The organism is Rhizomonospora bruguierae, from assembly GCF_018397995.1.
In the GTDB taxonomy this organism is placed as follows: domain Bacteria; phylum Actinomycetota; class Actinomycetes; order Mycobacteriales; family Micromonosporaceae; genus Rhizomonospora; species Rhizomonospora bruguierae.
This window is the reverse complement of record NZ_BBQH01000036.1, coordinates 36,384-57,517: the sequence shown is the minus strand read 5'-3', so window position 1 is coordinate 57,517 and position 21,134 is coordinate 36,384. Positions and strand designations below refer to the sequence as shown.

At 67.0% G+C, this 21,134-nt stretch carries 20 protein-coding genes and 1 pseudogene; 15 read left to right on the top strand and 6 right to left on the bottom strand.

Going from position 1 to position 21,134, the window contains the following annotated elements:
* Positions 1-212: 212 nt before the first annotated feature.
* Positions 213-950 carry a GntR family transcriptional regulator gene (locus KJS59_RS19480; protein ID WP_213454370.1) on the bottom strand — a complete coding sequence of 246 codons (738 nt, stop codon included), beginning with the start codon at positions 948-950 and terminating at the stop codon, positions 213-215.
* 474 nt (positions 951-1,424) lie between these two features.
* Here KJS59_RS19480 and KJS59_RS32300 point away from each other — a divergent pair.
* The 14 genes and pseudogenes from KJS59_RS32300 to KJS59_RS19410 form a co-directional block, all read left to right on the top strand.
* Positions 1,425-1,622: pseudogene (locus tag KJS59_RS32300) on the top strand (hypothetical protein); the annotation flags it as partial.
* A gap of 227 nt (positions 1,623-1,849) precedes the next feature.
* A complete protein-coding gene (locus tag KJS59_RS19470) occupies positions 1,850-2,857 on the top strand; it encodes an ABC transporter substrate-binding protein (RefSeq protein WP_213454368.1) in 1,008 nt (335 codons plus the stop codon).
* Positions 2,858-3,001: 144 nt separating this feature from the next.
* On the top strand, positions 3,002-4,420 hold the full coding sequence (locus KJS59_RS19465; RefSeq protein ID WP_213454367.1) for a dihydroorotase: 1,419 nt from the start codon (positions 3,002-3,004) through the stop codon (positions 4,418-4,420).
* Positions 4,413-5,216, top strand: coding sequence for an ABC transporter ATP-binding protein (locus KJS59_RS19460; RefSeq protein ID WP_213454366.1), 804 nt, complete (start codon positions 4,413-4,415; stop codon positions 5,214-5,216). Before KJS59_RS19465 ends, KJS59_RS19460 begins: the two co-directional genes overlap by 8 nt.
* Entirely contained in the window at positions 5,213-6,052 is an 840-nt protein-coding gene (locus tag KJS59_RS19455; RefSeq protein ID WP_213454365.1) for an ABC transporter permease, read from the top strand. The genes KJS59_RS19460 and KJS59_RS19455 overlap by 4 nt, the downstream gene beginning before the upstream one ends.
* 1 nt (position 6,053) lies before the next feature.
* The gene (locus KJS59_RS19450; protein ID WP_213454364.1) at positions 6,054-6,395 is read left to right on the top strand and encodes a DUF4286 family protein; all 342 of its coding nucleotides are present in this window, start codon (positions 6,054-6,056) and stop codon (positions 6,393-6,395) included.
* A complete protein-coding gene (locus KJS59_RS19445) occupies positions 6,392-7,054 on the top strand; it encodes an isochorismatase family cysteine hydrolase (protein ID WP_249714448.1) in 663 nt (220 codons plus the stop codon). Before KJS59_RS19450 ends, KJS59_RS19445 begins: the two co-directional genes overlap by 4 nt.
* Positions 7,051-8,181 carry an iron-containing alcohol dehydrogenase gene (locus tag KJS59_RS19440; protein ID WP_213454362.1) on the top strand — a complete coding sequence of 377 codons (1,131 nt, stop codon included), beginning with the start codon at positions 7,051-7,053 and terminating at the stop codon, positions 8,179-8,181. Before KJS59_RS19445 ends, KJS59_RS19440 begins: the two co-directional genes overlap by 4 nt.
* The gene (locus KJS59_RS19435; protein WP_213454361.1) at positions 8,178-8,954 is read left to right on the top strand and encodes an enoyl-CoA hydratase/isomerase family protein; all 777 of its coding nucleotides are present in this window, start codon (positions 8,178-8,180) and stop codon (positions 8,952-8,954) included. Before KJS59_RS19440 ends, KJS59_RS19435 begins: the two co-directional genes overlap by 4 nt.
* Positions 8,941-9,783, top strand: coding sequence for a 3-hydroxyacyl-CoA dehydrogenase family protein (locus KJS59_RS19430; protein ID WP_213454360.1), 843 nt, complete (start codon positions 8,941-8,943; stop codon positions 9,781-9,783). The genes KJS59_RS19435 and KJS59_RS19430 overlap by 14 nt, the downstream gene beginning before the upstream one ends.
* A 7-nt stretch (positions 9,784-9,790) precedes the next feature.
* Positions 9,791-11,965, top strand: a complete 2,175-nt coding sequence (locus KJS59_RS19425; protein ID WP_213454359.1) for an acetate--CoA ligase family protein — start codon at positions 9,791-9,793, stop codon at positions 11,963-11,965.
* 5 nt (positions 11,966-11,970) lie between these two features.
* Entirely contained in the window at positions 11,971-12,741 is a 771-nt protein-coding gene (locus KJS59_RS19420; protein WP_213454358.1) for an enoyl-CoA hydratase-related protein, read from the top strand.
* Positions 12,742-12,791: 50 nt separating this feature from the next.
* Positions 12,792-13,784: an acyl-CoA dehydrogenase family protein gene (locus KJS59_RS19415; protein WP_213454357.1), complete on the top strand. Its 993-nt coding sequence runs from the start codon at positions 12,792-12,794 to the stop codon at positions 13,782-13,784.
* A complete protein-coding gene (locus KJS59_RS19410; protein ID WP_213454356.1) occupies positions 13,781-14,902 on the top strand; it encodes an acyl-CoA dehydrogenase family protein in 1,122 nt (373 codons plus the stop codon). Before KJS59_RS19415 ends, KJS59_RS19410 begins: the two co-directional genes overlap by 4 nt.
* Positions 14,903-14,981: 79 nt before the next feature.
* Here KJS59_RS19410 and KJS59_RS19405 read toward each other — a convergent pair whose 3' ends face one another.
* Positions 14,982-16,409, bottom strand: a complete 1,428-nt coding sequence (locus KJS59_RS19405; protein WP_213454355.1) for an amidase — start codon at positions 16,407-16,409, stop codon at positions 14,982-14,984.
* 51 nt (positions 16,410-16,460) lie between these two features.
* The gene (locus KJS59_RS19400; RefSeq protein ID WP_213454354.1) at positions 16,461-17,753 is read right to left on the bottom strand and encodes an NADP-dependent isocitrate dehydrogenase; all 1,293 of its coding nucleotides are present in this window, start codon (positions 17,751-17,753) and stop codon (positions 16,461-16,463) included.
* A 71-nt stretch (positions 17,754-17,824) separates the two neighbouring features.
* Here KJS59_RS19400 and KJS59_RS19395 point away from each other — a divergent pair, with 71 nt between their 5' ends.
* Positions 17,825-18,298 (top strand): hypothetical protein, encoded by a 474-nt coding sequence (locus KJS59_RS19395; protein ID WP_213454353.1) that lies wholly within the window; start codon positions 17,825-17,827, stop codon positions 18,296-18,298.
* Here the strand turns inward: KJS59_RS19395 and KJS59_RS19390 are convergent.
* The 3 genes from KJS59_RS19390 to KJS59_RS19380 are packed head-to-tail and all read right to left on the bottom strand — an operon-like array spanning position 18,282 to position 21,118.
* Positions 18,282-19,352, bottom strand: coding sequence for a carbon-nitrogen hydrolase family protein (locus KJS59_RS19390; RefSeq protein ID WP_213454352.1), 1,071 nt, complete (start codon positions 19,350-19,352; stop codon positions 18,282-18,284). The two genes, KJS59_RS19395 and KJS59_RS19390, sit on opposite strands and share 17 nt — an antisense overlap.
* Positions 19,353-19,388: 36 nt before the next feature.
* Positions 19,389-20,366 (bottom strand): alpha/beta fold hydrolase, encoded by a 978-nt coding sequence (locus KJS59_RS19385; RefSeq protein WP_213454351.1) that lies wholly within the window; start codon positions 20,364-20,366, stop codon positions 19,389-19,391.
* Entirely contained in the window at positions 20,363-21,118 is a 756-nt protein-coding gene (locus KJS59_RS19380) for an SRPBCC family protein (protein WP_213454350.1), read from the bottom strand. The genes KJS59_RS19385 and KJS59_RS19380 overlap by 4 nt, the downstream gene beginning before the upstream one ends.
* Positions 21,119-21,134: the final 16 nt, after the last annotated feature.

Sequence of the window (21,134 nt, the reverse complement as noted above, 5' to 3'; positions counted from 1 at the left end):
GACGGAGGCGAGCCGGTCGACGCTTTTCGTCGGGGTGGCCGCGGCACGCCCGGGGACGGCCGGCGGGAATGAGGAAGATCCTAAGATAAGGGACGACGTCGACGGGTTCGTCGCCGCTACCGGACTGTCACCACCGTGACCCCCACTTAAGACCCAGACTCCGACGCCTGAAGTTCAGTAAACAAAGCTCAGAGTGGCGGGCAATGACTAGGTCATCCATCAGTGGCGGGATCATCGGTGGCCCAGAAGCCAGACGCGCGCAACATCCGTACCGCCTGTTCACCCGTGTTCCTAAAGTGGATCGTCATCAGCTCGCGCGCGGACCTTCCATCCTTCTTCGCGATGGCGGCGACGATCGCATCGTGCTCATCGAGGGCGCGCACCTTCCAATCCTGTTCACTGCTGTGTGCGAAGAAGTGCGTAGGCATGCTCGCCGAGAGGGTTCGCAGGACCGCACGCAACCGTCCAGAGCTGCCTGAGCGGTTGATGAGAAGATGAAACACGTAATTGAGCCGGTCGTGTTCGGCCGGGTCGTCCGTGGACCACATCTGCACGCAGACGTCCTGCAGTTGCGCGACAAGATCGGGCGAGGCCGAGTCAGCTGCACGCTCTGCGGCGATGCCGCTGAGCAGCCCGTACATCTCGTAGTGGTCTTCGATGTCCTGCGTCTCCAATGGGGCGACGAACGAGCCGCGGCGAGGCAGGTTGTCGACGAGCCCTTCGGCCTCGAGGGTGATCAGCGCTTCACGGACAGGAAGCCGGCTGGTGCCGAGGCGGGCGGCGATGTCGTCCTGGTCGAGACGCCTACCAGGAACGAGTGCACCTGAGAGGATTAGGTCGCGAACGTACTGGGCGACCTCGTCCTTTAGGTTGGAGCGCGCGCGGTTCGTGCCAGGGAGGGCACGATCAGGGACATTCATGGAGTTCCTCAACTCGTTGTGCAGATTCAACCATCCGGGATTCTTCGAAATTTACGTGATCGGCTAATTCCCCCTGATTTGAGTCGGTTTGGCGCTTGGATGGCTCCCTCGACGGGCCGCCTGATTCTACAGTGAACTCACTCTCAGTGATCAGCCTCGGAGGGCGGGAAAGGTCGAGCTGAACCGGTTCAGCACGGCGTTGGGACTGGTGGCGGGGCGACCCGGTGCACGATATGCAGGCCAGGATGTGGCCTCATGTCAGTGCCACGCCTATCTGCACGCCAGGCAGCCCTCGAGTGCGCCGTCCCGGCCTAACGCGCGACAGGTGGCGGTGAGCTGGGAGCAGCCCGGGTCGGGTTCATCCTGTTGTCCGAGGCGCTACTGATCACTTCGCAGCCGCACGCGAGGACCTCCAGGGCACCTGCTGCCAGCCCGCCGACCAAGCCGAGGTGTACCTGACCGGTTGGAGCGCCGGACGATGTGTAGCCGCCGCAACCCCTCAAGGGCTTCGTCGCCGTGGTCAAACCTCACCGAAACGGCATCCTCGCCCAGGACCGCAGACACCTCGCCACCGGCTTCGTCGAAGGAACGGACTCGCTCATCCAGTCCGCCAAAGGCCGCGCCTGCGGATACCACTACATGATCATCACCACCTATCTACTCGCTGTGAAGCTGCCGCTCCGAACCATCACTCTCCGGTAACTCGCACAACCTAGCGGGGAGCCGATCGGCTCCCCTGCCGGCGGCCGGCGCGACCCACGAGGGCGTCTTGATATTTTATCAGATCCGTTGACAGTGCCGTGCCGGTTGCCTAGCCTGGCCGACACGACGGGGGCGCGGTTGACCAGCACTCATGGCACATGGTTCCAACGCCCAACCAGGAGGTTCTGCAGATGGGCACACACAGAACGCGACTACGCCGCGGCCCGGTGGTCGCAGTGGTCGCAGTCCTCGTCGCGGGGCTTGCCGGATGCTCCGCATCTGACGATCCACAAACGACAGGTTGCGATCGGATCGACAAGGTCAAGTTTCAGAGCAACTGGGACGGTACTCCTCCTCAGGACCACTACTTCTGGGTGGCGAAGGAGCGCGGGTACTTCGCGGACGCGTGCCTGGACGTCGAGTTAGAGTTCGGGAAGGGTTCCAGCGGGGTTGCGCAGATGGTATCCGCCGGTCGCGCCGACTTCGGCACGATGTCCGCGGTCGCACTCGTACAGGCGACCGCGAAGGATCCTGCACTTCGCCTGATCAGCGTCGCCGTCACACTCCCCAAGGACCTGAACGCCTGGATCTATCGAGCCGACGGTAACATCCAGAAGCCGAAGGATTTCGAGGGCAAGACCCTTGGGACCACCGCAGAGAACTTCATGGTTCCACTATTGCCCGCATTAGGCGCGGCAGCAGGCTTCGACGCATCGACTGTGAAGATCGTGACAACCGACATCGGGGGTCGGATCAGTTTGTTCGCGAACGGCCGGCTCGACATCACAAGTCTCGGTTATGGCGAGGTTCCGAATGTGACGCTCACTGAAAGCGTTGGCGAGCTGGGTCGGCTCGTCTTGTCTGACTATCTTCCGATGATCGGGTACTCGCTGGTCGCACGCTCGGACTACGTGAACAAGAACCCCGAGGTCACGAAACGCTTTGTGGGTGCGGTGCAACGTGCCCTCACGGACTTCGTCAAAGATCCCGAGAGCACTCTGCGCACTGCCGCCGAGGTGATGCAGGAGAAGGTCACGTCGCCGCCCTCTGTCGACCTCATCCTGAAGGCGGGGACGCCGGCGATGAAGGACCTCATGGTTTACGAGGACGGGGTCGCCGTCGGACATGTCTCGCCCGAGGCGTGGGAGGAAATGATCGCTGTCCTCTCCAAGTACGCGAACCTGACCAATGCACCGAACGTCGCGGACCTCGCGACCAACGAATTCCTCAGTTGACCTCCGGCCGCCCTGCGACGGCACACCCGAGTCCGCGGGACCAGTGAGCGCCAGGAAGTCCATAGTCGCCGCCATAGACGCCTGCCGCTCGCAACCCAATTATCTGCGGCGTCGCCGCCACGACTGCTTGAAAGGACGGATGCTGTGCTTGACAAGGCGATCAACGGAGGACGTGTATTCATCTCCGGCCGCTTCCTGCCCTTGCACATCGGAATATCGGATGGACGCATAGCCGTTCTGTCTCGCGACCCGCTCGAAGCCCAAAAGACCGTCGACGCGCGGGGACGGTATGTGCTGCCCGGCGCGATCGACGCCCATGTGCATTTCCGCGCCCCCGCCCATCCCGAAAAGGAGGACTTTGTCTCCGGCACATCGGCAGCGGTCAGCGGTGGGGTCACCACGGTCTTCGAGATGCCGCTGGCCGATGTCGGCACCAGCACTGTGGAACGGCTTGTCCGCAGACGGAACATCCTCTCGTCTGAGGCGATCTGCGACTTCTCGCTCATCGCCGGTATCGGCGGATCGAACTACGAGTCGGCCGAGGAGATCGCCGCCGCGGGTGCAATCGCCTTCAAAACCTTCACGCGGCCCGCATTCCCCGGGCGGGAGACGAACTTCGACGGTTGCCTCGCCGCCGACGAGCTCGACCTCATCCGCATCGCGCGTAAGGTGAAAGGCGCCGGAATCATCTGGTCGATCCATGCAGAAAACCACGAGATCGTCGACGAGCTCGCAGCGGACTTCGACTTCCATGCCGATCTCCCAGAGCAGGAGGTCGTGAACGTCCACCTCGCCTCGAAGGACGAACTCTCCGAGTTGGATCCGCTCTCACGGATCATCCACGTCCTTCGCTACACGGGAGCGGCGGCGCACATCGTCCACGTCACATCCGAGCGCGCGATCGCCCTCATCCGCAGCGCACAGGCGGAAGGAATCGACATCACCGGAGAGGCGTCGTTGCCCAACCTCATGCTCGTCGACGAGGAGGTGCGTCGACTGGGCAGACTCGGCCTGCTGTCTCCCGCGATCCGGACCGAGACGGACCGCAAGTCCTTGTGGGAAGCCGCCGGCGAATCCGAAATCGTCACCTTCGCCTCCGATCATGCGTCGTACTCGAAAGTCGATGTGTCCCGAGGCTGGAATGGCGCGGAAAAGCCCGAGGTGGGGGGCATCGCAGGAGTGGAGCACATGGTCCCCCTGCTGCTGACCGAGTCGCGCAGGCTAACCGGCGGGATCGAGCTCGCGGTAACCCGCCTGACCGAGGGGGTTGCCCGGCGCTACGGAGTATGGCCGAGGAAGGGTTCCCTCCTACCGGGTGCAGACGCTGATATCGCATTGATCTCCGAGACGGACACGCGTATTGACGAGACGGCAATGAAGTCCAAGGCGGCGTGGACGGTCTTCCATGATCGCGCCGTCGACTATCGCGTCGACGAGACGATCGTGCGCGGACGGACCGTGTATCGCGACGGCGAAGTCGTCCAGAGCAAGGGGTGGGGCAAGTACGTCAACGGCCCGGCGCTTTCCGCCGAGCGGGCTGCGACGGGGAAGCTCGATGGCTGAGCACGCCGGGGTCGGCGAGGGGGCTTCGATCCATCTGGCAAACGTGGCGAAGTCGTACCACACGCGCGCTGGTGAGACGTTCGCACTGGAGGGAGTTGGACTCGACGTCGAGCCCAACGAGTTCGTGGCCCTGCTCGGCCCGTCGGGCTGCGGAAAGAGCACACTTCTCAAGCTGGTGTCGGGACTGGAGCCCGCGACAGCCGGCAGCATCCACGTCGGAGACGATCTTGTGGTCGGCCCCCGGCCGGACGTCGGATTCTGTTTTCAGCGCGATAACCTGCTGGAGTGGCGGAAGGTCATTGACAATGTCCTTCTGCCCGCCGAGATTAAGGGACGAGTGACTGGCGAGACCAGGCAACGGGCGGAGGCGCTGCTCACCCAGGTGGGGTTGGAGAGGTACGGCAGCCACTATCCCTATCAGCTTTCGGGGGGCATGCGGCAGCGTGCCGCTCTGTGCCGTGCGCTGTTGCTGGACGCAACGATGATGCTCATGGATGAGCCATTTGGGGCGCTCGACGCACTGAGTCGGGAGCGGCACCAGATCCTCCTCCAAGACGTCTGGATGAAGAACCGGATCACGGTGCTGTTCGTAACGCACGACATCCGGGAGGCGGTCTTCCTCGCCGACCGCGTCGTGCTCATGTCCCCGGCGCCGGGCCGTGTCTCCAGCATCACAACCATTCAACTGCCGCGTCCCCGTGTTCCTCAGGTGTTCGAGACGGAGGAGTTCCTCGCCTATGTCTCGGCATTGCACAGGGAGCTGTTCGCATCCGAGTGGGAAGGCGCCAACCCATGACCAAGATCGAAACCTTGGCGCCGTCCAGCGCGCTGCCTCAGACGCGAAGGGGTGCGCCGGGCCAACGGGCGCCACGTCGGTACACCTACCTTCCACCCGTTGCCGCGGTTCTCGGTGTGCTGCTGCTGTGGGAAGCGGTCGTACGGATCGCCGATATACGAGAGATCGTCCTTCCCACGCCCACCCGGATTCTCAAGGAGGCCATCGCGAACGCGCCCCTGTATCTGGAGGCGTCATGGGTCACGTTCGTGGAGTCCGTGGTGGGCTTCCTCCTGGCTTGTGTGCTCGGGCTCGCGCTAGGCACAGCCATTGCGCTCTCGCGTGTTTTCAGCACCACGATTTATCCGATCCTGGTCGCCAGCCAAGTGACCCCGAAGGTGGCGATCGCGCCGCTGGTTATCATCTGGTTCGGGTTCGGTGCCTCATCGAAGATAGCGCTGACAACCCTCATTGCCTTCTTCCCTGTGGTCCTGGACACCGTGGTGGGGCTGAATCGGACTACGAGAGACGGACTCAATTTGTTTCGCATCCTGGGTGCCTCCAGTAGACAGACATTCTGGAAGCTGCAGATCCCCGGTGCGCTACCGATGATCTTCAGCGGGATAAAGGTCGCCTCCACGCTCGCGGTGATCGGCGCGGTCATTGGTGAGTTTGCCGGCAGCAGTTCGGGGCTCGGTTACCTGTTGATGGTGCAGTCCGGCCAGATTCAGACAGCGGCCGCGTTCGCCAACATCTTCTATCTCACTGTCATGGGCATGGTCCTATTCGGTGCCGTCGTGCTCGTCGAACGGCTGGTCGTGCCGCGCCACATGCTGATCGCGTCGGAAGGAGTGTGACATGTTCCCCGCCGGAAGCTCCTATCTACTCAGCGTCCAGACCTCCGTGCCTGTTGAGGTGGCGGCCGAGTTCGACGAGTGGTACACGCGCGAGCATCTACCCGCCATCGTCGCGCTGCCCGGGTTCACCGGCGGTGCGCGCTATCACCGCCTTCCGTCACACCCGGTTTTCCCCTGCGCGGGCAGGCCGTACCTGGCGCAGTACGCGTTCGAGTCGCACGATGCGCTGACCACGGAGCGGTTCAGGGCGGTGCGAGGATTCGACCGCTTCACCGGTCACGTCGACTCGTGTCCCGCGGTCTATCGCTTGGCGGCCATCGACAGGGGCGCGGCAGGATCATGACGGAGCAATGGGGGATCGAGGGTGCGCACAGCGCGTTGGTGGTCGTCGACCTCCAGAACGACTTCTGCGACACCGAAGGCGCTTACGCTCGGGCGGGGTACCCACTCGATGCCGTACGTAGGATGCTTCCAAACGTCGTACGACTGATCGGGGCCGCGGAGGACAGTGGAGTTCCTGTGGTCCTCACCCGGCTTGAGTATCCGCAGGACGCCGCCGGGCGAGCCCTGTCCATGGCGACCGGAGGCGTCGAGCCCCCAGCACTGTCAGCGTTGCCCGATCGGCTCATCGAGGGTACGTGGGGCGCGCAACTCTTCGAGGGCATACCCGTGCCGTCCCGCTCGACAGTGCTGCTGAAGCATGCCTACTCGGCCTTCCACGGCACACGGCTGGACACATATCTGCGACGACTCTCGGTGACCACGCTCGTCATCTGCGGCCTCGCCTCCAATGGATGTCTCCTGCACACGGTGTTCGACGCACACGCGCACGGTTACCGCGTCTACGTACCCCGTGAGGCGACGGCATCCTTCTGGCCGGTCCTCGACGATGCTGCATTCACGATCATCGAGGGCATGATCGCACGCGCGGTGACCGTCGACGATGCCATCACCCGGGTGATCAATTCACCACGCCTGGGCAGAAAGGAGACGCGCGCGTGAGACAGCCTCGCTATCTTCTCACCTCATCGCCTGAGCGCTCGCTCGGTCGTCTGTTCACCGAGCATTCGGTCGGCACCACGCTAGTGGTCTCGTCCTCGCGGCCGGAGGTACTCGCGATCGCCGAGCGGCTGGCCGCGGGCATCTCGGGGCGGGTGATTGTGCACGCTCGCGCCTCCTCGATTGACGACCTCGATGCGATAGCCGCGCTTGTACGGGAGCTCGCGAGAATCCGACCGGATGCGGTGGTATCGCTCGGCGGAGGTGCCGTCCACGACCTCATGAAGACGACGATGGCGGCGGCGTCCACTGATGGCGACGTGTACGCCGCTGCCTCGCGATTCACTCCGCCGAGTCATTGGGAGTTCCCGCGACTGACCATCCGCCGACCCGTCTTCGTCACAATGCCGTCGACGTTCTCCGGATCCGAGGCCAACGGCAACGCCGGCTTCCGTGCGGACGGAGAAAAGAGGATCGTTTCGAGCGACCGACTCGTCCCAGACGCCGTCGTGCTCGACGCATCGATGTACCGTGCGTCGCCGCCCCGCCTGCTGGTGGAAAGCATTTTCAACGCGCTGAACCACGCGATCGAGGCTGCTTCCTCCACGCGGCAGGGACCGCTCACGCCATCAGCCGCTGTCGGCGGCATGATGGTTTTCGGCGAGGCACTCCGAGCGACGCCGGAATCCTGGAGCGATGAGCAGCTCGTTCGACTGGGAGCAACGTCGGTACTCGTCGCCACCGGCCAATCCGGTGCATCCCTCGGTCTGGCGCATGCGATTCCGCACGTCCTCGGTGCCAGGTACGGCGTGCGGCATGGTCTGGCGCACGCGATCGTCGCCCCGCACGTCGCCCGGTTCAACCAATCAGCGTGCGCCGATGCGCATCTTGCGCTCGCTACGGCATTCGCCCCGCCGACGGAAGGGCGTGGGATCACGCCTCTGGCCGACCTGCTGGCGGATGCCGTGCGCCTGCGGTTGGGTTCAATCTCGCTTGGCCAGGCCGGCGTGACAGTGGACGATGTCGGCCCTATCGCGGCCGACGTCGCGCTAGAACCCGGCTATCACTTCAATCCGCGGTCGATCGACGACATCGCGTCGGTGCGCAAACTCGTGGAGGTGATGTTGTGACCACGTTAGACCAACGAAATTCGGCTGAGTCGATGGTGCGGGTCCAGCGGAACGCCGATCACTGGTTGATCACCCTCAACCGGCCGCGACAACTCAATGCGATCAACCTCGAGATGACCGACGGGCTGCATGGCGCGTGTGCGGCCATCGAACGCGACCCGCGACCGGTCCTTATCCTCGGCGAGGCCGGCAACTTCGCCGCCGGCGCCGACATCCCCGAACTGGCTCGACGCGACGCCGTCGACGCGTTTCGAGCGGCCAACGCCACGGTGTTCCGGCGCATCCTGCAGTTGAAGTCGCCGACGATCGCACTGGTCGACGGCTATGCCTTCGGCGGTGGCGCAGAACTCGCCTACGCGTGCGACTTCAGAATCGGGACGACACGGTGCACCTTCGCCAACCCCGAGGCACGGTTGGGCATTATCGCGGGAGCCGGCGCATGCCAGCGCCTACCTGAGATCGTGGGCGAGGGTTACGCCAAGGAGATGCTGTTCACCGGGCGCGTGGTGGACGCGCAGGAGGCATGGCGGATCGGTCTGGTCACCAGACTCGTGGAGCCCGCCGAGCTGCTAACGGCCGGGCAGGAACTCGTCGCCCAACTAAACGAGTCTGATCGATATGCGCTTGCGGCGACCAAGGCGGTGCTGGGCACCTACCAGGGCCCCGGAGGCGACGCGGAGGCGCTCGCCCAGGCGTTCCTCTTCGGCGCCGAGCAACGCGGCGCCCGAATGAGGAAGTTCCTCGACGAGCGAGATACCGATGAACAGCGATAATCGACAGGTCGGGATCATCGGCGGGGGGCGGATGGGATCGGGGATTGCCCACGCATTCCTGATCGCGGGAACGGACGTCGTACTCGTCGAAGTAGACGCGGTCGCCGCGACCGCCGCCGAGGCGCGAGTGTCGCGCTATCTGGAGCGATCGACCACTATCGAGCAAAGCCACCTCGGCAGGACGGGACGGTTGGTAACTGTCACATCCGTGATGGGGGTGGCGGAGTGCGGGCTTGTGGTCGAGGCCGCGCCCGAGGAGTTCGGGTTGAAACGCCGACTTCTCGCCGAGGCGGAGCGAGTGTGCCCTCGGGATGCGATCCTCACGACAAACACAAGCTCGATATCCGTCGACGCATTGACCGAGTCGCTCACCTGCCCGGAGCGGTTCGCCGGCTTGCACTTCTTCAATCCGGTTCCCGTCAGCGAGCTCGTCGAGATCGTCGTCGGCTCGCGTACAGCGCCCTGGGTCGTCGGTTATCTCCAATCGACCGTCGCCCGCATAGGAAAGCAGACGATCGTGGTACGCGATTCGCCAGGCTTCGCCTCGAGCAGACTCGGTGTGGCACTCGCGCTGGAAGCCATGCTAATGGTCGAGGAGGGCATCGCGTCGCCGGCAGACATCGACCGCGCGATGACGCTCGGATATCGCCATAGCACCGGCCCACTCGCGACCAGCGATCTGGTTGGTCTGGACGTGCGCTTGGGTATCGCGGAGTACCTCGCATCGACGCTGGGCAGTAGGTTCCAGCCGCCGAAGATTCTGAAGCAGCTGGTGGTAGAGGGTCGGTTGGGGCGCAAGTCGGGCCGAGGATTTTTCGAATGGGAGTGAAGGTGACATGGGCACAGTAGGGGATGCCTCAGTTTCCTCGTCCGGGCTCGATGCGCTGCTGCGGCCGCATTCGATCGCGGTCATCGGAGCCTCGGACGATCCGTCGCGGGTCGGCGGCATGCCTATCGCGTTCCTCAGAGAGGTCGGTTTCGCCGGCGAGGTGTATCCGGTGAACCCGCACCGGGAGACTGTGCAGGGCCTCGCCGCCTACCCGTCTATCGATCAGGTGCCAACGGAGGTGGACCTGGTCATCGTCGCGCTGCGCGCGGATCTCGTGCCGCTACAACTGCGTCGCGCGGCCGAGAACGGGGCCCGGTCGGCGGTCGTCTTCAGTGCGGGATTCGCTGAGATAGGAAAGAACGGACAGGCACTGCAGGAAGAACTGGTATCCATTGCCCGGGAATTCGGCATTCCGGTACTTGGGCCAAACTGTGCGGGCCTGGTCGCCGTACGATCCGGTGCGATCGCATCGTTCGGAAGCCATCTGGCCGCGGACGCCAACGTCACAGCGGGAAGCGTCGGCATCGTCAGCCAAAGCGGGGCAGTCGGAGCATATCTGCTGACCCTGACCCGTCGGATGGGCATCGGCCTGAGCTACTGGGTCACGACAGGCAACGAGGCGGTCACGTCGATCTCGGACTACATCGGCTACCTCGCCGGGGACGTGGAGACCCGGGTAATCGCCGTCTACGTCGAACAGATCGCCGACGTCAACGCCTTCGCTGCGGCGTGCGCGGCCGCCCGGGCGGCCTCAAAGCAGGTCGTGGTCCTCGTCGGGGGAACGACAAGTGCGTCCGAAGCCGCCCGGTTGTCGCACACCGCCGCTCTCGCCGGTGACTACCGTCTGCTCAAGGAGTTGATAAGGGACTGCGGCGCCGTCGAGGTCGACTCTCTGAGCTCATTGCTGTCGGTCAGCGTTGCACTTGAGCGACATGGCGCGTCGTCGAACCGCGGTATCGCGGTACTCACGATGTCGGGAGCCGCAGGCGTACTCATTGCGGATCGATGTGCCCAGAGGGGTTTGGAGCTGGTCGCGATCGAGGCCGAACTGCAGGACTGCCTTCGAGAGATCGTGCCCTTCGCGGGCACAGCCAATCCGGTCGATGTCACCGGCAACCTCGCGAATGCGCCGGAGACCTTCAGATCCTTTCTCCGGTTGATCGGAGCTGCTGACGGCGTAACCAGTCTCGTCGTGTTTCTGGGCCACCTGCCGCTCTCGCCACACCTGCGAGGTGCGCTCGTCGACACCCTCGTCGAACACGGCCGGTCAAACGCGGCGCCGTTGTTCCTCGTCGCTCTGCTGCACTCGGAAGACGAGGAGCGGATCCGAGCGGCCGGCATCCAGGTCTTCGCGGACCCGGCTGACGCAGTCGACGCCATTGCCGCGGCGGCGGCACCGAAGGCGAGCCAGGAGGATGCATGGCGCCCCCTTCTGTGCCGGCGCCAGGAAAATCCGGAGAGAACACCAGCGCACGGGCCGGACGGACAAGGCCTTGTCAGTGAGGAGCAGTCGCAACGGATTCTCGCGCCGCTCGGGATCCGATTCCCGCGGCAGTTCGTCGTGCACACCGTGGAGGAGGCCGTCCGCCGGACCAGTCAGATCGACGGCCCGGTGGTTCTGAAGGTCCTCTCGCCTGACATCGCGCACAAGTCGGATGTCGGCGGCGTGCGTGTCGGCGTGGCTCCTGCGGACGCCGCGTCTGCCTTCCTGGGCATGCTCGCCGATGTGCGCTCACGGGCGCCCGGCAGCCGAATCGAGGGAGCTCTCGTCCAGGAGCAGATCGCCGATGGGCCCCACCTCTTGCTCGGAGCCGCCGTTGACGCTCATTTCGGGCCGTACACAATGGTCGGCTGGGGAGGCACCCTCACCGAGTACATCGGGCAGGTGGCCATCGGACTGGCTCCCCTGAACCGTCGTGAAGCGCGTGTGCTGATCCGACGTAGCGGGCTGGAAGACGTTCTAGCGGGAGTTCGCGGATCGTCATACGACGCCCGCGACGAGTTGGCCGGCTGGATCGAGAACCTCTCAGAGTACGTGTGGCAGCACCGGGAGCGCCTTTGCGATCTGGAACTCAACCCGGTGATCGTCGGAGACCGTGGACTAGTGGCTGTCGATGCGCTGGTCCGGTTGAACGATGGACGGTCCGAGCAGTCGGTCGCAAGGAAGGGTGAACGACCGTGACGGGAATGTTCGAGATCGCCGACACCGGCGGGATCCGCACGATTACGATGAACAGGCGACCGGTGAACGCAGTATCGTCGGATGCCTACCGGGAGTTGATCGAGGTCGTCGAGCGTACCGATCGAGACGACACAATCCAGGTCGTACTTTTCGCGTCGGCGCTCCCTCACGTCTTCTGTGCAGGGGCGGATGTCAACGAGGTGGCCTCGATACTGGGAGAGCCCACCGGCGAGGCCGACGTGCGCAGGCAGGAGCTTGCGAGGGATGTGTACGAACGAGTCCGGGCGATCGCGCAGCCGTCGATAGCGGTGATCGAGGGCGCCGCGCTCGGCGCGGGAGCTGTCCTCGCCTCCGTATGCGATATCCGGGTCGGCTCGACCGCCGCCCGGATCGGTCTTCCGGAAATCACAGTGGGTCGCTGCGGTGGGGCGCGTCATCTCTCGCGCTACCTCCCCCCAGGACGCCTGCGTCGGATGTACTTCACGGGTATGCCCATGGACGGCACCGAGGCGAAGGAGTACGGCCTGATCGATGAGCTCACCGAGCCGGGCGGCGCGTACGAAGCGGCGATGGACATCGCCGAACGGATCGCATCGAACAGCCCGCTCGCCCTTCGACTGGCGAAGAGGGCATTGAACGAGTCCGAGTTCGAGCCTCTTCTGGAGGGATACATGATCGAGCAGTCCTACACCGTCCGACTCGGACGCTCAGCAGATGCTCGTGAGGCGCTCGCGGCCTTCTTCGAAAAGCGAGATCCCGTTTGGCAGGGACAGTGAACAATTCAGGAATCGACTCTGGGTTCCGTTTCGATGAGGACGAGCTCGAGGTGCTGGAGCTGGCGCGCGCGTGCACCGAACGTCACTTCCCCGTCGACCGATTCGACAGGCCCGGTGCTCCTCTCGTCAATTGGCAGGGACTGGTTGACAGCGGCCTGCTCGCGCCGTGGGACGACAAGCCGAGTTGGGACAGTGCGATGCTGTTCAGCGGCATCGCACACGAGTTTGGGGCGGGGCTGGGAGCTCAGGTCTACGTGGCCAACAGTATGGTGGCTTCCCTGGTCCACTCTGACCCTTCGCTCCGTGACCACACAGCGATGGCGGCCGAGATCAACCGCAGGCCGCTATTCGTCGCCTACACCGGAAGCGATCGCATGCTGAGGTCCTTCCTGGGCGATGCCCGTCCCAGCATGTTCTCCGGCGCGACATCGGGCGCCGTCGGCCTCCTTGTCGAGGATGCGGAAGTGACCGTCGTGGTACCGAGCGACTATGACGACGACTGGTCATCGGCGAACGAGTGGCCGGCAACGGCAGTGCAGATCGCTGACATCCCGGTGGGGCGCACCGTAGCGCGCTGTCCGCACGAGCTCCATGCGGTAGTCACGGAGGAGATGTCTGCCATCGCTTTGCTGGGGCGGGCGTCGGGCTTGGCGGGCGCCGGAGGATCCCTGCTCCGCAGGACTGTCGGACACGTACAGGAACGTGAGTTGTTTGGCAAGGTCCTGGGATCCTTCCAGGCCGTGAAACACCGCATCGCTGCGGCGGATATCCGACTCACGGCGGCGCGCGCGGCGATCGGGGCCGCGTGCAGGACGCGCAGTGCGCGGTCGGCTCGGATCGCTTGGAGGCTGGCGGCGTCGGCGGCCGTTGACGCCGTGTCCACCGCGACCCAGCTGCACGGCGGACTCGGCGTCTCCTGGGAGATGCCGATCCACTGGTACGCGAAAAGCATCCACCAGGAGGCCTGGTCGCCCCTGAGCGCGACCGACGCGGTAGTCAGGCTGGCCGATCTTGCCGAGGCCGTGAAGGAGGCGCAGCGGTGACCAGGGCGGACCCGTTCGTGACCGAGATATCCTCGCGACTCGCTGATCTGTTTGGTGCGAGGACGTTCTTCGACGCCGACTTCGATGAGCGGCTCGACGCCGACCGTGCGCTCGCAGCCGCCGGCCTGCTCGGCTATCACTGGCCGACGGAGTATGGGGGCGCCGGAGGTACAGTCCAGCAGACCGCCGCGCTCGAAGCACTACTCGCTGCTATCGGGCTCCCGACGGCGCTCTCCCCGTCGAGGTTCGGCGTCAACCTCCTCGGCCCGGCGCTCATAACCCACGGCAGCGATGAGCAGAAGAGCACCTTCCTTCCCCGGATCCTCGCGGTACAAGACATCTGGTGTCAGGGATTCTCGGAGCCGGACGCCGGCTCGGACCTGGCTGCGGTGGCTACGACCGCAACGGTTCAATCGGACGGGCAGCTGGTCGTGCGCGGAAGCAAGACGTGGACCACACAGGCGCACCGCGCCGACATGTGCTTCGCTCTCGTCCGGACCGGCGATCCGGCGCTAAGACACAGGTCACTATCCATGGTCTTTCTTCCCCTGCACGCCACGGGCGTCCAGATCCAGCCAATCAGACAGAATACAGGACGCACCGAATTCAACACGATATTCTTCGATGATGTGCTTGTCCCGCGCACCCATCTGCTCGGGGAACTGGGACAAGGGTGGAACGTCGCGCACACCATGCTCGACCACGAACGCTCGTACGGCCAGAGCGCCCGCTATGGCTATTACATTCGGGAGCTGGCACAGGCATTCGCCGAGCTAGCGGAGGTAGAACTGGACGAAGCCCAATCTATCGAGCACCGGCTTGCCCTTGCTGAATCGGCGGATCAGCTGTTCGCGATCCAGGCTCTTTCCGATCTCGTCCTTGACGCCAGCGAAGGCGGCGAGGAACTTGGGACTCTTCCGTCTGCGGTCAAGTACTGGTGGAGCACTTCCCATCAGCATCTGCTCGACACACGGATGCAGATTGCCTTCCGCGGTCACTCGGACGCAACACGTCGGGGCGAGCAATGGTTAGCTTCACGTGCTGAGACCATTTATGCGGGTGCATCGGAAATCCAGCTCAACATTGTCGCCGAACGGAAGTGGGGGCTGCCGCGCTGATTGGATACTTGCATCGACTGGAGACAGGGGAAGCAAATTTATGTCAGTGGAGGTCTTGGACTGGTGCCCGGTCAGGACCTCAGTTGGCGCCCCCCGCAGACGGGGCTGGACCCGAACCTGTTGCCGGCTCCTCCCCCGCGGCGGCGGCCAGCAGCCACCGAGCGGTACCGAAGACGGCGGCGTCCCGGTGCCGTGCGCCCATCACCTGCAGGCCCAGTGGGAGGCCCGCGTCGCGTAGCACCGGAAGGGTCAGCGCCGGCGTGCCGAGGACCGAGCTGGGGACCGCGGGAGAGGCGTTGCCGGTCGAGGTGAGGCCGATGGGGGCCGCACCGGTGGCGGCGAGGGTTACGACGGCGTCGGCGCGATCCATCACGGCGGCGAAGGTACGCCGCGCCGACCGGCGCCAGTCGAGCAGTTCCTGGTACGCCTCGGCCGACACCTGGTCGGCGGCGGCCAGCCGCGCCGCGAGGGTGTCGCTGAGCGAACCCGGCGCGATCCGCTGCACGGCACGCAGGGGCCAGCGGGACTCGACGTTGATGATGCTGCGCGCCTTCGCCAACGCTCCGGCAAGGATCTCCTCGAGTTGGGCCACCTCCGCATCGTGCTGGCGCCGGCGTACCCGCACACCGGCGCGCTCCAGCCGGTGCAGGAGGTCCTCGGTTTGCTGGCGGGCCTCGTCGGTGGCCAGCGGCCAGCCGTCGGTTTCGAGGTGGACGACGACCGACGGCCGCGATGGGGGTGCGAGCTGTGGTGCGCCCACGAGCCCCCGCTTGCCGGGGTCGCCGCCGACCCGGGAGACGATCTCCCACGCGGTGTGCCACAGGTCCGGCAGGCTCGCACCGATCACGCCGATCACGCTGTGGCTCTGGGTGTCGTGGCTGCCGCCGCGGTTGATCGCGCCGCTGGTCGGCTTGTAGCCGAAGGCGCCGCAGTAGCTCGCCGGCCGCAGCACCGACCCGACCGCCTGGGTGCCCAGCGCCGCCGGCAGGATGCCCGCCCCCACGGCGGCGGCGGAGCCGGAGCTGGAGCCGCCGGGGGTGCGCTCCAGGTCGTGCGGATTGCGCGTGGCAGCCGGGTGGGTCATCGCGAATTCGGTCGTCGCCGTCTTCCCGAGTACGACGGCGCCTGCCTCCCGCAGGCCCAGAACCGCGGCCGCGTCGACGAGCGGACGGCGTCCGGCGTAGGCCCGGAGCCCGAGTTCGGTGGGCAGGTCGGCGGTGTCGATGACGTCCTTGACGCCGACCGGCATCCCGTCGATGCTCGACCGCGGCCGACCGGCGCGCCACCTCTCGGTCGAGGCGTCCGCCGCCCGGCGCGCCTGCTCGATGCCCACGGCGGCGAACGCGTGGAGCCGGCCCTCCCAGACGGCCAGCCGGTCGATGGCCCGCTCCAGGTAGTCGCGAGGCGTGTCGCGCCCGCTGCGGAAGTCGGCGACCGCCCCCTGGAACGGCAGCAGTTCCGGCGCCGGCAGCCCCTCGGGCACGCGTTCGTCGGTCAGTCGATCCATTGGTCCACCTCGAATCTGGGCTGTCCTCGTTCCCCACCTGAGCCGGAGCCGTCACACCCCGGGATCGGCACCGCCCGCCCGCCCCGCGCCCGACAATGGCGCGGTACCGGCGGCCAGGTCCGCAGCGACCTCAGCCGCCACGGCGTCCACAAAGTCCTCCGTGCCGAGGTGCTCCTGGCCGCCGTCCATCAGCATCGCGAGGTCGCGGGTCATCCGGCCCGACTCGACCGTGCGGAGCACCGCCCGCTCCACCAGCTCCGCGAACGCGACGACGCCCGGCGTCGCGTCGAGGCGCCCCCGGTGCGCGAGCGCGCGCGTCCAGGCGAACACCGTCGCGACCGGGTTCGTGGACGGCTCCTCCCCCGCCTCGCGGCGGCGGTAGTGGCGGGCGACCGTGCCGTGTGCCGCCTCGGTGAGCAGCACCCCACCGTCGGGGCTGGTCAGCATCGAGGTCATCAGGCCCGGTGACCCGAAGCCCTGGGCGACCACGTCGCTGTGCACGTCGCCGTCGTAGTTCTTGCACGCCCAGACGTACCCGCCGGGCATCTTCAGCGCCGCCGCCACCATGTCGTCGATCAAGCGGTGCTCGTAGTGCAGCGACGCGGCCGCGAAGCGATCGGCGAACTCCTCCTCGTACACGCGCTGGAAGGTGTCGCGGAACATCCCGTCGTACGCGCGCAGCACGGTGTCCTTCGTCGTCAGATACACCGGGAAGCCGCGGTCCAGTCCGTAGGAGAAGCAGGCCCGGGCGAACTCCGCGATCGACGCGGCGAAGTTGAACATCGCGAGCGCGACGCCCCCGTCGGGACCGAAGGTGGTGACCTCGCGTTCGATGGGGTCGCCGTCGTCGGTGGGACGGTAGGTGATGGTCAGCCGTCCGGGGCCCGGCACCACGAAGTCGCTCGCCTGGTACTGGTCGCCGTGGGCGTGCCGGGCCACGACGATCGGCCGCACCCACCCGGGGACCAGTCGCGGCACGGTCGGGATGACGATCGGCTCGCGGAAGATGACCCCGCGCAGCCGTCGCCGGATCGTGCCGTTGGGGGAAGGCCAGGCCTGCCGCAGGCCGGCCGACGCGACCCGGGCCGCGTCGGGGGTGATGGTGGCGCACTTCGTGCCCGCCCCGAACTCCGCGAGCGCCTCGGCGGCGTCCCGGGTCACCCGGTCCCGCGTGCGGTCCCGCTCGCCGAGCGCGAGGTCGAAGGTCTCGAGCCGCAGCCGGACGTGCGGCGCGATGATCCGCTCCCGCACCAGGTCCCACATCACCCGCGCCATCTCGTCACCGCGGATCTCCACCAGCGGCCTGGCGAGTTCGACGGCGGGCGGGAGCGTCGAGAACGTCATCGTGATCCTCCGCGCGACGGCCCGGCCCAGGGCGGGCAACCCGGGCCGATCAGCAGGTTTACAGTGGTCCCGTGCCCACTCCCGGCCAGTACCTCAACATCCCGGACGCGGTCGCCGAGCTGGTGACCGGCCGGCCGGGACTTGACCAGACGGAGCAGGCGTTCCCGTTCCTGACCACGGATCCGGCGGGCTTCCCGCACGTGGCCCTGCTGTCGCGCACCGAGGTGGAGGTGGCCGCGGACCGGCGCCGTTTGGTGGCCGCGCTCGCCAGCACCCGGACGTCGCAAAACGTCCTGCGCACCGGCCGCGCGACGCTGATCGCCGTCGGCGGCACCACTGCCCACTACGTCAAGCTGACGTTGGTCGGCCATCACGCGGCTCCCGGGCTACTCGGCTGCGAGTTCGCGGTGGTGGACGCGGTCGCGGACAGCATCGGGATCGAGCTGTCCCCGATCCTGTTCCAGACCAGCGCCGACCTGGCCCGCAGCGAGCACTGGGACCGGACGGCGGCGCTGCTCTCGACGCTGCTCACTCGCTCGTCCTGACGAGTACGGCGGCGCCGTCCACGCGCGGGCGGCCCGAACGCGGCTCCTGGGCGGATGGGGTCTCGACCGGCCCCGCATCGACCGGCCGCTCCGGACCGGTCAGGCGGTCGATCAGCGGCGCGGGCCGGTTGTCGACCGTCAGCCGGTAGACGTCGGAGCGGTTGTAGTGGCCCGCCACGTCGTGCAGCATCCGGGCCCGGATGCAGGCGTCGGTGTCGACCTCGGCGTACAGGATCCCCTCCCGGTCCCCCGGCATCGGGCCGGCGATCACCTGGGCCTGCGGATCGATGATGCAGGTGCCGCCCGTCCCGGACGAGTCGCGCAGGAACCGCTCGTCGGCCTCGGTCGCGGCGCAGTCGGCGATCATGGCGTCGTCGTTGATGCCGGCCGAGCAGATGACGAAGGACTTCGTCATGTAGGCGACGTTGCGGCTGGCGAGCATGCTGGCGGCCGGCATCCCGGAGCCGCCCGGCACGAAGTGGTTGGGCCAGCTGGCCACGTGGACGAGCGGGTGGGCGGCGGCGATCGCGGCGACGGCGAGCGGGTTTGAGTTCTCTCCGCAGGCCAGCGCGCTGACCGGCCCCAGCTCCGTCTCGAACGGCACCTGGGTCTCGCGGCCACCGCAGCCGTGTACCAGCCGCTCGCCGACGGTCGGCAGCAGCTTCTGGTGCTTCCCGGCCACCCGGCCGCGCGAATCGATCAGCAGTTGGGTGTTGTACAGCGTGCCGGTGCTGCCGGGTGCCCGCTCGGTGAGTCCCATGACCACATGGACGCTCGCCCGCGCGGCCGCCCGGGCCAGCGCCGCCACCTCCGGACCGGGGACCTCCACCGACTCCTTGAACAGCCGGGTGGCCAGCCGCATGCTGTGCGGGGTCGTGGCGGGGTGGTAGTAGTACCAGTTCGGGTGCCCCGGGATGAAGTTCTCCGGGAAGCCGACGAGGTCGGCACCGGCGCGGCCGGCCTCCTCGATCAGGGCGCATGCCTTGTCGACGGTAGCGGCGCGGTCGAGCCACACCGACGCCGCCTGGACGGCGGCGAGAGTGAGAGTGGCCATGCTGGTGCCTTCCTGTTTCGTCGGCTCGGGGACGGGCTACCGGGCCCGGGAGTCGGTGGACAGGCGTGCCGCCGCGAAGCCGGCCACGACGGCGCTCACCTCGTCGGCCCGCTCGCGGAACGCGTAATGACCCGCGTGGTTGACCACGTGCAGCCGGACGTCCCGGTCCGGGCTGTCGGCGAGCAGGTGGAAGAGCTCCAGGCCGCGGGCGAGCGGCGCCGAGGGGTCCTCCCGGCCCCACACGACCAGGACGTCGGCCCGCAACTCGCCCCGGTCGATCGCCTGCAGGACGGTCTGCCGCAGCCGGTCCACGTCTCGCAGGAACCCCGTCCGGGTCTGCTCGTCAGCCATGGCCTCGCGGGCAGCCGCCGCGCGGGCCGAGCGCCACACGTCGAGCCGGCTCCCGATGAAGTCGTCGGTGAGGTGATCCTCGGCGTAGGAGTTCAGGGCCGGCTCGCGGCGCACCAGGTCGGTCTCGGTGTCACCGAGCCGCCGCTCGCGGGCGCGGGCGTAGAACGCCCGGGTCGCCCCGTCCTGGGCCGGCGTCAGCGTGTTGGAGTCCAGGACGACCAGCCCCGCCACCCGGTGCGGCGCCGCAAGCGCCAGCGAGACGGCGGACATGGCGCCGCGCGAGTGGCCGACCACGACGTACCGGTCCAGCCCGAGCGCCGCGACGAAGTCCCCGACGTGCGCGCAGACGCTCGCCATGTCGTAGCGGTACCGGCCCGACGGGTTGTCGGTGAACCCCTGGCCCAGCCGGTCGGGAGCGACCACCCGGAAGCGGGTACCCAGCCGGTCCAGCTGGGGCACCCAGTCCGCGGCGCTGATCGGTGCGGAGAAGTCGCCCCCGTGGAGCAGCAGGAGGGTCGGGGCGGACTCCGTCGGTGTCTTCTCCAGGTAGGAGGTCCGCACGCCGTTCACGTCGATGTCTCGCCGGACGATCCCCCCGGCGGCCGGCCCGCCGCTGCGCCGTGCCAGCTCCGCGCCCGCCGCCATGCCGGGCACGGTGGTCACGAGCGGGGGTTGTGCGGGCAGGTGGGCAGGTACGCCACGGCGGTGGGCCACCGGCGCGAGGAGCGCTTGGTGAGCCGACCGAGGAGCAGGCCCAGGACGAGCCCGGCCGCGACGGGCGGCAGGAGCCGCCGCGCGGGCTCGCGCAGCAGCGACATGACGTTGAGGCTCTGGTCGGCCAGGTCGTCCGGCGACCACGAGGGCGACGGAGCGGGCGAGGTGGCGGCCGTCGGGGCGGCGGCCGGGGAAACCGCGCCGGCCGGGGCCTCGGTGGACACCGCCGTACCGGTGCCGGCGGCCGGAGCGGGGGCCTCCGACTCCAGTTGCCGGGCGAGGTTGCGGGCGAACTGGCCGACCAGTTGCTTGCTGACGTCGGCCATCACGCCCCGCCCGAACTGGGCCGGCTTGCCGGTCACGTCGAGGTCGGTGACCACGCTCACCTCGGTGCTCTCCCCCGAGCCGGTGAGCTGGGCGGTGACGGTGGCGCTCACCGAGCCGCCGCCGCGGGTCTCCTGCGCCTTCGCGGTCAGCACCGCGCGGTGGGCCCGCTCGTCCTTCTCGCTGAAGGTCATCATGCCCTTGTAGCGCATGGTGATCGGCCCGAGCTTGACCCGCACGCTGCCGTGGATGTCGTTGCCGTCGACCTTGTCGACACTGGCGCCCGGCATGCACGGCGCGACGCGCTCCACGTCCAGCAGCGCGGCCCACACCGTCTCGACGGGCTTCGGGACGGTGAAGGTGTTGGTCAGTTCCATCACGTGACATCAGACC